Here is a 12,761-nt window from a genome sequence, read left to right on the forward strand (position 1 = left end):
GAAAAGGACTTGACCCTCTCATACCCGGAGACCTCAGGGTTGGGGGCGACCCGCCCCTGAAGGAGGAGCCGTGATGAACGCCCCGCGGACCGAGCCCGCTCCGCGCGCGTCCGACCAGGACCGTGACCGGGTGCTCGTCCGGTTGCACATCGCGTACGCGGAGGGCCGCCTGGACGACCGGGAGCTCGACGAGCGCATCGCGCTGGTGCTGGCGTCGCGGACCCAGGACGAGCTGGACCTGCTGGCCGGCGGCCTGCCCGCCCTGCCGGACGCGCGGGCCGGACGGCCGGAGACGGCCACGGCGGACCGGAGCGCGGAGCGATTCCCGGCGGCCGGGAAGCGAGGGACCGGGAGTACGGGGCTCCGGCGGGTGCCGGGGACCACCACCGTCGTCGCCTGCAAGGGCGACTGCGTGCTGGACCTGCGCGAGATGGAAACCGCAGGTCCGGTGATCGCGCTTCGGGTGCTGGCGTACAGGTCGAACGTACGGGTCCTCGTGCCGCCCGGCGTCCCCGTGGAGGCCGCCGGCCTGGGCGTCTCCACCGAGATCGGCCGCCCCGGCGCCCGCTCGGCGCCGGTCGTCCGGCTCAGGGGCTTCGCGTACAAAGGGGCGATCGAGGCAATGGATCATCTTCGCCTGCCCTGAGGCGATATAAACGCTCCCGCAACCCTTTCGTGTACTGATCGCGCGGATGTCCGCACACAGGCGGTTTCGGCGCGGTTTGATGGTGGGCCATCGCGGACGGCGGTGGACCGATGGTCGTTGAAGGAGCGGGCGTGACGGCAAGGACCCCGGAGCAGGACGATGCCCGGCTCTTGGACGGAGCAGGGGATCCCGCCGGGGACGTACTCTCCGGCCCGCACGGGTCCCGGCAGATCAGGCGCCGGCTGACCTTCCGGGCCGCCGAGGCCCTGCCCGAGCCGGCCGGAGCCGAGAAGGGCCGCGCTCAGGGCCGGCGTGGCAAGAAGGCCCCGTCTCCCTGGCAGCGCGCCCAGGACGCATGGCGTAACGCGGGTGTCCCTTGGGCTGGTGACGAGGATGGCAGGGCCGGTGGCGAGAACGACGGCGCCGGGTCCCCCGCTGCTCGTCCCGCCACGTCCAAGCCCGCCGCCACGTCCAAGCCCGCCGCTACGCCTAAGCCCGCCGCTACGCCTAAGCCCGCAGGCAAAGCGAAGCCCGCCGGCAAGGCGGCCACGGAGACCGCGCGGGCGGCCGGAGTCACCGGCCCTGCCGCGGCCGAGGAGAAGCCCGCCGGGAAGGCCGCCGATCAGCCGGTCGCCACCGGGACCGGCGCGCCGGTACGGGCGGAGCCCGCCCGCCCCGTGCCTGCCCGCCCCGTGCCTGCCCGCCCCGTGCCTGCCCGCCCCGTGCCTGCCCACACTGAGCGTGCCGTGCCCGTCCGTGCGGAGTCCGCGGCGAAGGAGGCCGCGCCCGGGCGGCCCCGGACGGAGGTCGGCGCCGCACGGCCGGGCCCGCGCAGGCCCAGTCACAAAGCGGTGGCGATCGCCGTGGGCGCGGTCGTCGTCATCGGGGCCGGCGCTTACGCGCTGACCGGTGAGGACGAGGCGGCCGGGCCGCGCTCGGAGGTGGCGGCGGCGACCCCGGCCGAGCACCGGTTCGCGGCGGACCCCGCGGCCAGGGCCGACGGGCTCGTCCAGGCCCTCACCACCGTGGCCGCGTTCGGCTCCACCGTCGTCGCCGCCGGCACCGAGACGGCCGGGGACGGCAGCCCGGGCGGCGAGCGGGCCCAGTTCCTCGTCTCCGCCGACGCCGGGCGGAACTGGCGGCTGGCCGGCGTGCGCGCCCCGGACGGCGCGGCGCCCGCGCCAGGCGCCCGGCCGCGCCTGCTCGCCGGGGGCGACGGGGCCTGGGCGGCGATCGGGCAGACCGCCCGGCCCGGCGAGGTGGCCCTCTGGACGAGCGTGGACGCCCGGACCTGGACCAGGGAGACGGCCGCGGGCGCGCCGTTCGGCCCCAACGACCGGGTGAACGCCCTGGTCCGGACCGCCGGCGGTTTCGTCGCGGCGGGGGTGACCTCGCCCGGCGGGAAGTTCGCCGGGGACGTCCGGGCGGTGGTGTGGACCTCGGCCGAGGGGCGGGCCTGGCGGCGCGCCGACCTCGGCGTTCCCGGCGTCACCGGGCTGGACGCCCTCGCCGCGTCCGGGAACACCGTCCTCGCGCACGGCACGGCCGCGCGGAGCGTCACCAAGACGGTCAAGCGCAAGGGGAAGAAGAAGGGCACCCGGAAGGTCACCAGCACCGTGCGCGGTGACGGCCTGTGGCGGTCCGCCGACGGCGGCCGTACCTGGGCCCCGGTGAACGTCCCGCACGCCCAGGGCTCGGCGGGACCGCTCAAGGGCCCGGTCGCGGGCCCCGGCGGCTTCTACGCGACCCGGGACGGCAAGACCACCACCGGCCCCAAGAAGAAGCGCAGGACGGCCCGGCACGGCGTGGTCTTCGGATCGCGGGACGGGGTGACGTGGGCGCCCACCGGACGGTTCACCGTCCCCGGGTACGGCAGGGTGGAACGGCTCGCGGGATCGTCCGCCGGGCTGGCCGCCCTGGTCCGCGGGAAGGGCAACGCCGGCACCGTCCTGCGCAGCGCGGACGGCAGGACCTGGCTCCCCTCCGGAGGGCTGGGCGCGCCCGGCCCCGGGTCGGCGGTCAGCGGGCTGGCGGCGGCCGGCGGCGGTGCCGTGCTCACCGGGCACCGCGGCGACGACGGCTTCATGGCGCTCGCCGGGTCCGGGGCCGGTCCCGTGGCCGGTCCGGTGGCCATGGTGGACCTCACCAAGGTGCCGGGGGCCGTACGGCCCGAGCGCGCGCTCACCGCGTGCGCGCCCGGAGCGTCCGGCCGGGTCGTGTTCGTGGGCAGCACGGGCGGCGACGCCGCGGCCTGGTCCATGGCGGGGCCGTCGTCCTGGGTCCGGGGCCGGTCCGCCGACTTCGGAGCCGGGCGGGCGGGCGGTCCCGGGCAGGGGCGGAAGCGCCTGAACGACGTCGCCCACGGCCCGCGGGGCTGGCTGGCGGTGGGGCGCGCCGACGCGCCCAAGGGAGCGGCCACGCCGCTGGTGACCGCCTCGCCGGACGGCACGGCCTGGCACAAGGTGACCCTGCCCGGAGGCCAGGCGGCCTCCGGTGTCGCCTCGGGCCCGGCCGGTTACGTCGTCGTCGGCGTGGCCGGGGGCAAGGCCGCCGCGTGGCGTTCGGCGGACCTCAAGGGCTGGACGCGCGGAGTGAACGCGGGCAAGGGCGACCTCGACGGCGCCGCCTGGATGCGCGACGTGGCCTCCGTCGCCAAGGGTTACGTGGCGGTCGGCGGGCGGCGCGGCGCCAAGCCCGCGGCGCCGGCGGCGGGCGCGGGCGGCGCCGCCGCGAAGCCGGCCGACCTGCCCGCGATCTGGACGTCCGCGGACGGGCGGGCGTGGACCGCGGTCGCGCCCCCGGCCCTGCCGGCCGGGATCGCCTCGGGAGCGTTCTTCCAGGTGGTCGCGCGCGGGGACGCGCTGGTCGCGCTCGGCTGGGGCTCCACCACCGGGGCCACCACCACCGGGGCCGCCGGCGCCCCGGCGCGCCCGGCGGCCTTCGCCGCCCACTCCGCGGACGGCGGGCGCACCTGGCGGACGGACGTGCCGCGGGGGGTGTCCGGCGCCATGACGCTCACCGCCGCGACGGCGACGTCCAAGGGCTTCCTGCTGGCGGGTACGGCGGGCGTGCCGGGCCGCCAGGACGTCGTCCTGTGGACCTCGCCGGACGGCGCGGGCTGGCGGCGCGTCGCCGCCTCGGGCACGGGCCTGGACGGCCCGGGCGACCAGCGCCTCACCTCGCTGGCCGGCGTGGGGAACGAGGTCGTGGGAACGGGCGTCAGCGCCGACCACCGGGGCGAGACGCCGATGCTGTGGCGCACGCCCGCCCCCTGACCGTCCCGGGACTCAGGTCATCGTTCAGCCGTTACAGCCGCAGGAGCATCCCTTCGCGCACGAGCAACCGCCGCCGTGACCACAACTGCATCCGTCTTTAGCCATGATCGGAACGTACCTCCGGGTTCGTCCGGGGTCTATGGCCGCGGCGCGAGGTGACCCTCACGCCGCGGCCGTGGCACGGCGCCCCGGTCCGGTCCCCCGTTCCGGACGCGCGGGGCCGCCGGGCACGGTCCCGGCCCGCGGTCAGGCGCTGATGTGCAGGTCGACACCCAGCAGGATGAGGAACCACAGGAAGATCGCCAGCAGCGCGCTGGCGATGCGTCTCACCAGTTCGGTGTCGATGTAACCGCGGTCCCAGGCGATGAACACGCCGATGACGATGTAGATCAGGCCGACGATGCCGAAACCGGAGCGGGATCTGGCCGCCATGGGGGAACTCCTCGTCAGGGGGATCATGACGCCCGATCGGTGCCCCCACCAGACGAAATGAAACACCGGAGGCATTCGGGGCGGTCCGGCGACGATCCTTGGGTCATCCTGAAATGGCGCGGAAGTTGTGCCGTCCCCGACCTGTCCGAAAAGGGGCTGATCGCTCGCTTCGCGGAAAGATTGGATCGTTTGATGTAGCGAATCCGGCACTCCGGGCGATAATCGGTATGTCGCTCGGTGGCCGGCGGCACTTTGGGCAGCGCTCGCCGGCCACCGCAGCCGACATCCCCGCAGCCGCGGCCGGGCCGCCGATCCGCTATCCGGCCCGTTCCCCGCTCCCGCCGCCGCTCTCCGCACCGCCACCCGCGCCGCCGCCGGTGCCCGCGCCGCGCCGCCCGCCGGTCATGTCGATCCGCACCACCGCCGGATCGTGATCGCCCGCCCGGTCGGCGAACTCGGCGTTGCGGTGGACGATGTCGAACTCGTGCTCGCGCCGGGCCAGCGCCGGGCTCAGCAGGACGTGGTCGAGGGCCCGCGCGTTCCCGCCGGACACCGCGGTGTAGCGCTCCTTCTCCGGCAGGGAGGCCGGCAGGTCGCGCAGCCCGGCGCCCTCGGCCAGGGTCCGGACGGGGCCGCCGAACTCCTGCTCGTTGAGGTCGCCCGCCACGATGACGTTGGCGTCCCGGTCCAGCGCCCGGACCGACCGGACGAACCCGGCCACCACGCGGGCCTGCGCCTCGCGCCGCCACTCGGTGGGGCGCAGCGGCGGCTGGTAGCGCCCGAACAGGGGCTGGTCGTCGCCGGTCCGGGGGTACCACTTCGCGGCGACGACGAAGATCCTCGTGCCCTGCCAGGTCAGCTCGCCGGCCACGGGCTTGCCGGTACGGCTCCAGGCGGCGTCGCCCGGGGCGATCCGTCCCGGGCTCAGGCTCAGCCGCACGCCCCGGGAGCCGTCGCGCACCGCCCTGACGGGAGTGGTGGCGGGATCGGGAGAGCCCGGGGCGGCGGAGCCGTCCGCCGGAGGCCCGACGGCGCCGCCCGCGGGACGGTCGACGAAGCCCAGCCCCCGGTCGGTGCGGAACAGGAAGCCCACGTGGTCGTTGGCGCCCGGCTCGCCCCCGTCGGCGTTGTCGCGCGGCGGGACCGAGCGCCAGTCGTAGCCGGGCCCGCCGGCGGCGCTGATCGCGGTGATCACCTCGGCCACGGTCTGGTCGGCGGCGACCGTGCCGTCGTCGTCGGCGCCGCTGTTGTCGCGCAGCCCGGTGATCGCGACCAGGTCCGGCGACCGCAGGCCCTCGACCAGGTCGGCGGCCAGCGCGGCGAACCGCTCGGACGGCGCGTCCGGGCTGAGCCCGCCGAGGTCGGCGGTGGCCACGGCGAGCTCGCCGGCCCCGGCCGGGCGGGTGCTCTCGCGGGCCAGGCCGCCGTCCTGGCGCCGGGGGGTGGCGGTGGGCAGCAGCCGGAACGCGCCGAAGCCGTAGTCGAGCACGCCGTCGGCCGCGCCCGGCAGCCGGTCGCCGACGTTCATCGCGGGCAGGGGCGCCAGGGCGTCGTCGAGCAGGACGCGTTCGGGGTTGGCGTCCGAGGCCCGCTCCAGGACGCCGCCGCGCGCGGTGCGGACGCCCGCGCCGGCGCCGCCCGCGGGCAGCACCGGGATCTCCCCGTCCCGCGACGGGCCGGCGGCCACGGCGTCGGTGACCCTGACCCGCATGCCCTCCAGCGACTCGTAGAAGTCCAGCGCGTCCCGGACGGGGTCGAAGCGCCCGCCGGTCTCCGCGTCGCGGCCCGGCCCGCCGCGGTCGTCCCCGTCGATGACGGCGCCCGGCGCCCTGCGCCCCCCGGGGCCCAGCGTCACCGGCGGCGGGAGCGGCACGCCCCGCGCCTCCAGGACGGTCCGGGTGGCGTCGATCTCCGTGCGGGAGAGGGCGGCGGAGCGGGTGCCGCCCGCCCGGAACTCGCTGACCCGGCCGTCCACGCGCACGGCGTCGCCGGGCGCGACGGAGGGACGGGTCCGGGTGAAGACGAAGATCCCCTCGGAGGTGGCGTCCGAGCGGTCCGGGGCGGGGTCCTGCATCCAGAACCCGTTGCCGGTCAGCGCCGTGACGACGCCCGGGACCCGCGCGACGGCGGCGCCCTTCAGCGGGGAGAGGTGCCCGGCGCCCTGGATGTCGCGGACGCGGCGCTCGGCGGGCGCGGCGGCCGGGACGGGCGCCCCGTGCGCCGCCTGGGCCGCCGGCACGCAGACCAGCGGCCAGACGAGGACGGGAACGGCGAGGACGGCCCCGGCGGAAAGCGCACGGGCCGGCCGGGCACACCGGGCGGATCCCGGCTCACCTACGTACGTCACCCTCGCTCCATGATCGGCTCACAGACGGCTCGTCGAACACGAAGAAGGATGACACACCTCGCCGCCCCGGGGCCGGGTGGCGGAGGGCGATGATCCGTCACCCGGCCGTCCGGGGGCGCCCGGCGCCGGCCCGCGCGCGGCGGGGTTCAGTCGAACAGCACGACCTGGCGGATCACGTCGCCGTCCCGCAGGGCGCGGACGGCGTCGTTGAGTTCCTCGAAGCGGATCCGCCGCGAGATGAGGCCGTCGATGTCGAGCCGGCCGGCCCGCCACAGGTCCACGAAGCGGGGCACGTCGCGGGCGAGGTCGCAGCCGCCGTACAGGGACGCCTTGATGTTCTTGCCGTCGAACAGCAGCGCGAACGCGTTCATCTCGAAGGTGTCGTCGGCCGCGCCCGCGCCCACCACGATGACGTCGCCGCCCCGCCGGGTGGCGTTCCAGGCCGTGGTGATGGCGGCGGCCTTGCCGACCACCTCGAAGGTGTAGTCGAAGCCCGCGCCGCCGGTGAGCAGTCCCTTGGTCTCCTCCAGCTGCTCCAGCGTGGCGGTGTGGGTGGCGCCGAACTGCTTGGCGATCGGGTGCTTGGCCTCGTTGGGGTCGATCGCCAGGATGGTGGACGCTCCGGCGATCCTGGCGCCCTGGATCACCGACAGGCCGACCCCGCCCGCGCCGACGACGGCGACCTTGGAGCCGGGCTCGACCCGTGCGGTGTTGATCGCGGCGCCGACCCCGGTCGGGATCCCGCAGCCCAGCAGCGCGGCGTACTCGAACGGCACATCGTCGTCGATCTTGATGGCGCCCTGGTACGGCACCACCATCTCGTCGGCCCAGGTGCCGCTTCCGGCCATGCCGAACGCGGGGGTGCCGTCGCCGAACCTGAACCTCGGATCGCTGAACGCCTGCGCGATGAAGGTCATGCACAGGTACGGCTCGCCGCGCACGCATTCGGCGCAGGTGCCGCAGTCGGGCGACCAGTTGACCACCACGTGGTCGCCCGGCCGCACGTTGGTGACGTGCTCGCCGACCTCGGCGACCACGCCCGCCCCCTCGTGCCCGAGGACCGTCGGCGGCATCGCGGGCAGCACGCCGGTCATGGTGGACAGGTCGGAGTGGCAGACCCCGGTCGCCCTGATCTTGATCTTGACCTGGTCCGGACCGGGATCGACGGTGCTGACGTCGTCGCGCAGGTCCAGCTCTTCGTCGCCGACCGCGTGCAGTACCGCGGCACGTGCCATGTCTGCCTCCACAGTGAGGGGCGGACGCCCGCTGGTGCGGCGTCCTGTCTAGGGGGTGGGTGAGGGACGGCCCGGGCGGTGCGGGTCGGGGACGGGACGGCACCGCCGGCGGCGCCGCGGAGGCGGCGTCCGCCGGAGCGTGCGGCGGCGATGCCCGCGAGGGCGCCGGCGAGGGCGCTACTCGTCCAGCGTGAGCGCGGCCTTGGGGCAGGACCGCACCGCGTGCCGGACGCGGTCGGCCTCCTCGGCGGGGACCTCCGGTTTGAGGATGTGGAGCTGGTCGTCGTCGTCGAGGTCGAAGACCTCCGGCGCGAGCCCGACGCAGACGGCGTTGGCCTCGCACACCATGGGGTCGACGCTTACCTTCATCGCCTCTGTCTCCGTTCCACTTCCCGGTGAGCGTGCGGTGGTCCCGCGAGGCGACACGAAACACGTTCTATGAGGATCGCCGGACCACCTCCCGGCCAACATACCGAACACGGTTCTGATCCGTCACGACCCCCGGCTCCGGCCGCTGGTCCGCGCGGTCGCCGTCGATCGGGGCGGGCCCTCCCGGTCCGCTCGCTCACCGGAAAAGTAGAACACGTTTCAGTATCATCCGGCAAGGCGCAGGCGGGCCCGCCGGGAGCCGCCAGGAGCCGCCGCCCGGGGCGGCCGTGGGCCAAGGGTGTACGGATAGGGATAAAGTGCCCGCTACGTACGGCCCGAGGAGACCGATGACCGACCGCACGGCGTCCACCCACGCGGGGACGCCCCCACCCCCCGTACGACCCCAGGCGGATCCCATGCCGGCGGACCTGCAGCGCGCGGCGCGCGCCGCCAAGGGCTTCATGCCCGAGGCCGAGGGGCGGGTCCTGTACGAGACCGCCCTGGAGTACGGCGCGCGGCTCGGCGCGTCCGGCCCGCTGCTGGAGATCGGCAGCTACTGCGGCAAGTCGGCGATCTACCTGGGCGCGGCGGCCCGGGCGACCGGCGCCAAGGTCGTCACCGTCGACCACCACCACGGCTCGGAGGAGAACCAGGCGGGCTGGGAGTACCACGACCCCTCCCTGGTCGACCCCCTCACCGGCCGCATGGACACCCTCCCGACCTTCCGGAGGACCCTCGGGGCGGCCGGCCTGGAGGACCACGTGGTGGCGATCGTGGGCACCTCCCGCACCGTCGCCGCGTTCTGGCGCACCCCGCTCGCCCTGCTGTTCATCGACGGCGGCCACGCCGAGGACCTCGCGCAGGCCGACTACGAGGACTGGGCGCCGTGGGTGGCGGACGGCGGCGCCCTGGTCATCCACGACGTCTTCCCCGACCCCGCCGACGGCGGCCAGGCGCCGTACCACGTCTACCTCCGGGCGCTGCGCAGCGGCGCCTTCGCCGAACGGCGCGTGGAGGGCTCCCTGCGCGTCCTGGAACGCGTCAGCGACACCGACCCCCGCACCCCTTCCTGAAGGGGGAGAAGGGCCCGTTCGTGCGGGGCTCGGGCCCCGCGCCGGCCGCGGGCCGGCGCGGGCGGGGCCGGCGCGGGCGGGGTCAGAGGCGGGTGCGGACGGGGTTGGCGACGCTGACCAGGGCGCAGCCGCAGGCGATCGGGTCGGCGGCGGCGGAGGGGCCCAGCGGGCGTCCGGCGATCTCCTTGAACAGCCGGGAGCCGGGGGAGGCGCCCTCCAGCGCGTCGGCGGCCAGGACGACCGCGGCGGCCGTGTAGGTGGAGCGGTCCCCGGGGAAGTGCCGCCGGTTCTCGAACTGCCAGCCGGTCCAGTACGAGCCGTCCTCGTGCCGCAGGTGCTGGATCGTGCGGAACAGCTCCAGGGCGCGGTCGCGGTCGCCGGCCGCGTCCAGGGTCAGCACCAGCTCGCAGCTCTCGGCCGCGGTCACCCAGGGCTGGTCGGCCACGCACCGGCAGCCCAGGCCCGGCACCACGAAGGTGTCCCAGTCCTCCGCGAGCCGCCGGGCGGCGGCGTCGCCGCGCACCGGCCCCGACAGCACGGGGTAGTACCAGTCCATGGACCAGCGGCTCTTGTCGGCGAACGCCTCCGGGTGGGCGGCCACCACGTGGCCGAGCTGGTCGGCGGCCAGCTCCCAGTCCGGCTCCGGCTCGCCCAGGTGCTCGGCCAGCGCCACCGCGCAGCGCAGCGACTGGTAGATCGACGAGCAGCCGGTCAGCAGCGCGTGGTCGTCGGCGCGGCCGTCCGGATGCCGCATCCAGATGATCTCGCCGCGGTCGGTCTGGAGGCCCAGCACGAAGTCCACGGCGCGCCGCACGGTCGGCCACATCATCCGGACGAACGCCTCGTCGCCGGTCATCAGCAGCTCGTGCCAGACGCCCACGGCGAGGTAGGCGGCGTGGTTGGACTCCCCGCCGGGCTCGGTGACCTCGCCCAGCACCCACTTGGCGGGCCAGGAGCCGTCCGCCCGCTGGACCGAGCGCAGCCACGCGTAGGCCCTGCGGGCGGGCTCGCGCAGCCCCGCCGTCGTGAGCGCCATCGCCGCCTCGACGTGGTTCCAGGCGTCCACGTGGCCGGGCACGCCGCCGGTCGGGCTGAACCAGGGGATCGCCCCGGACTCCTCCTGCTGGGCGGCGATGCTGCGCGCGGTCGCGACGATGTCGTCGGGGCCGACCACGCCGGGCACGGAGGGCGGCGTGATCTCAGACCGCATCCGCGGTCTCCTTCACGGGGCCGGAGGGGCTGGCGGGGGAGGGGGGTTTGGTGAAGTACACCACCACGCTCTTCCCTATGACCGGGTTGAGCACACGCTCGGCCAGCCGCGTCGCGGGCGGGCGCTTCATGATGTCCCACACGAGCAGCCGGTGGTAGGCCTTGGCGGCCGGGTGCGCGTCGTTGCCGACCCCGACGGCGCACTTGATCCACCAGTACGGGGCGTGCAGACCGTGCGCGTGGTGGTGGCCGTCCACCCGGAAGCCGGTGGCCTTGAGCTTGGCCTCCAGCTCGGCCCGCGTGTAGATGCGGACGTGGCCGCCGGGGGCGGTGTGGTAGTCCTCCGAGAGCGCCCAGCAGATCCGTTCGGGCAGCCAGCTCGGCACGGTGACGGCCAGCCGGCCGCCCGGTTTGAGCACCCGCAGCAGCTCGCGCATGGCGCGCATGTCGTCGGGGATGTGCTCCAGCACCTCGGACGCGACGATCTTGTCGAAGTGCCCGTCGGGGAACGGCAGCTCCAGCGCGTCGCCCCGGACGGTCTCGGCGGTGGCCTTCTCGGGGACCTCACCCTCCAGCCGCATGGCCCCGAACATCTTCTCGACGCCCGCCAGCTCGTCGGCGTCCAGGTCGAAGGCCACGACGCGGGCACCCCTGCGGTACAGCTCGAAGGCGTGCCGGCCCGCGCCGCATCCCATGTCCAGGACGCGTTCGCCGGGCTTGACGCGGAACCGCCGGAAATCCACGGTCAGCAGGGTGGTGCTCCTTCCGTACGGGGGACGCCCTCCGGGACGGTCCCCGCCCGTGCTTGGTGTCCGTTGACGGGGCGGCGGGTACGGCCGCGGCGGGTCAGGCCCGGCCGGCCCGGTCCCGGGCCGAGGTCCCGCCGGCGGCCAGGCGCAGGTAGCGCCGCTGGTCGATGGCGGCGCGGTAGTGCTCGACGGTGGCGCGCGCCACCGCCGGCCAGGCGAACCGCTCCCGGACGCGGGCCAGGCCGGCCTCGCCCATCCGGGCCCGCTCGGCCGGGGAGTCGTGCAGGCGGCGCAGCGTCGCGGCCAGCTCCTCGACGTCGCCGGGCGGCACCAGGACGCCGGCGTCGCCGACCACCTCGGGCAGCGCCCCGGCGCGGCTGGCGACCAGCGGTGTGCCCGACGCCATGTGCTCGACGGCGGGCAGCGAGAACCCCTCGTACCGGGACGGCACGACGGCGATCTCGGCCGACGCCAGCAGCTCGCCCAGCTCCTGGTCGCCGACGCCGTGCACGAAGCGGACCCGGTCGCCCAGCGCCAGCTCGCGCACCAGCCGGGCGGTGGGGCCGTCCTCCCGCGGCCGGCTGACGACGACCACGTGCACGTCGCGCTCGGTGGCGACCTTCGCGACCGCGCGCAGCAGCACGTCCACGCCCTTGATCGGGGCGTCCGCGCTGGCCATGGCGACGATCCGGCCCGGCGTCCGCTCCCCGCGGGGGTGGAAGATCCGGGTGTCGACGCCCAGCGGCAGGATCTCGATGTCGCGCGGGTCGACCTTGAAGTCCTTGACGATGTCGACCTTGGAGGACTCGGAGACGGTCAGGACCGGGCCGATCCGCCGGGCCACCTGGGCCTGCATGGCGACGAAGCCGTACCAGCGGCGCTTGCCGAGCCGCTGCCGCAGGCCCCGCGCGGCCTCCAGCTCGATCCGCCGGTCGACGCTGATGGGGTGGTGGATGCTGGTGACGAGGGGCAGGTCCAGCCGGGGGATGCCCAGGTTGCCCAGGCCCAGCACCTGGTTGTCGTGGGCGACGTCGAAGTCGCGGCGGCGGCGCCGCAGCTCGCGCACCACGCGCAGGCTGAAGGTGAGCGGCTCGGGGAAGCCGCCGGTCCTCATGTGGGCGAACTCGAGCACGTCGATCCAGTCGCGGAACTCGCCCAGGGCCGGCGTGCGGAAGGGGTCCTCGTCGCGGTAGAGGTCCAGGCTCGGGATCTTGGTCAGGGCGATCTCGTCGCGGTCCAGATCGGGGTAGGGCTGCCCGGACAGCACCTCGACGGTGTGTCCGAGGTCGACCAGCTCGCGGCTCAGATGCCTCAGGTAGACGCCCTGGCCGCCGCAGTGAGGCTTGCTCCTGTACGAGAGCAGGGCCACGCGCAGCGGACTCGTCGGCTCGTCTCCCTCAGCCACGCCAGTCCTTGCTCACGCACC

At 75.5% G+C, this 12,761-nt stretch carries 10 protein-coding genes; 3 read left to right on the top strand and 7 right to left on the bottom strand.

Going from position 1 to position 12,761, the window contains the following annotated elements:
* Positions 1–73 precede the first annotated feature (73 nt).
* Both IW256_RS08165 and IW256_RS08170 read left to right on the top strand, forming a co-directional pair.
* A complete protein-coding gene (locus IW256_RS08165) occupies positions 74–646 on the top strand; it encodes a DUF1707 SHOCT-like domain-containing protein (protein WP_197010371.1) in 573 nt (190 codons plus the stop codon).
* Between the two features lie 851 nt (positions 647–1,497).
* Positions 1,498–3,921, top strand: a complete 2,424-nt coding sequence (locus tag IW256_RS08170) for a hypothetical protein (RefSeq protein ID WP_197010372.1) — start codon at positions 1,498–1,500, stop codon at positions 3,919–3,921.
* Between the two features lie 246 nt (positions 3,922–4,167).
* Here IW256_RS08170 and IW256_RS08175 read toward each other — a convergent pair whose 3' ends face one another.
* The 4 genes from IW256_RS08175 to IW256_RS08190 all read right to left on the bottom strand — a co-directional run bounded on the left by IW256_RS08175 (position 4,168) and on the right by IW256_RS08190 (position 8,304).
* Positions 4,168–4,353 (bottom strand): hypothetical protein, encoded by a 186-nt coding sequence (locus tag IW256_RS08175; protein WP_197010373.1) that lies wholly within the window; start codon positions 4,351–4,353, stop codon positions 4,168–4,170.
* Between the two features lie 316 nt (positions 4,354–4,669).
* The gene (locus tag IW256_RS08180; protein WP_197010374.1) at positions 4,670–6,700 is read right to left on the bottom strand and encodes an endonuclease/exonuclease/phosphatase family protein; all 2,031 of its coding nucleotides are present in this window, start codon (positions 6,698–6,700) and stop codon (positions 4,670–4,672) included.
* 146 nt (positions 6,701–6,846) lie between these two features.
* Complete coding sequence (locus IW256_RS08185; protein ID WP_197010375.1) at positions 6,847–7,935, bottom strand: Zn-dependent alcohol dehydrogenase; 1,089 nt, start codon at positions 7,933–7,935, stop codon at positions 6,847–6,849.
* A 177-nt stretch (positions 7,936–8,112) separates the two neighbouring features.
* Complete coding sequence (locus tag IW256_RS08190) at positions 8,113–8,304, bottom strand: ferredoxin (protein ID WP_197010376.1); 192 nt, start codon at positions 8,302–8,304, stop codon at positions 8,113–8,115.
* Between the two features lie 416 nt (positions 8,305–8,720).
* Between IW256_RS08190 and IW256_RS08195 the strand changes: the two genes are divergently transcribed.
* Positions 8,721–9,377 (top strand): class I SAM-dependent methyltransferase, encoded by a 657-nt coding sequence (locus IW256_RS08195; protein WP_197016175.1) that lies wholly within the window; start codon positions 8,721–8,723, stop codon positions 9,375–9,377.
* Between the two features lie 82 nt (positions 9,378–9,459).
* On the opposite strand, the gene IW256_RS08200 is transcribed toward IW256_RS08195, so the two are convergent.
* The 3 genes from IW256_RS08200 to IW256_RS08210 all read right to left on the bottom strand — a co-directional run bounded on the left by IW256_RS08200 (position 9,460) and on the right by IW256_RS08210 (position 12,740).
* Positions 9,460–10,587 (bottom strand): prenyltransferase, encoded by a 1,128-nt coding sequence (locus IW256_RS08200; RefSeq protein ID WP_197010377.1) that lies wholly within the window; start codon positions 10,585–10,587, stop codon positions 9,460–9,462.
* Positions 10,577–11,338, bottom strand: a complete 762-nt coding sequence (locus tag IW256_RS08205) for a class I SAM-dependent methyltransferase (protein WP_197016176.1) — start codon at positions 11,336–11,338, stop codon at positions 10,577–10,579. The genes IW256_RS08200 and IW256_RS08205 overlap by 11 nt, the downstream gene beginning before the upstream one ends.
* A gap of 94 nt (positions 11,339–11,432) precedes the next feature.
* Positions 11,433–12,740, bottom strand: a complete 1,308-nt coding sequence (locus IW256_RS08210; RefSeq protein ID WP_307828795.1) for a glycosyltransferase family 4 protein — start codon at positions 12,738–12,740, stop codon at positions 11,433–11,435.
* Positions 12,741–12,761 lie beyond the last annotated feature (21 nt).

It is taken from the genome of Actinomadura viridis (assembly GCF_015751755.1).
Taxonomy (GTDB): Bacteria; Actinomycetota; Actinomycetes; order Streptosporangiales; family Streptosporangiaceae; genus Spirillospora; species Spirillospora viridis.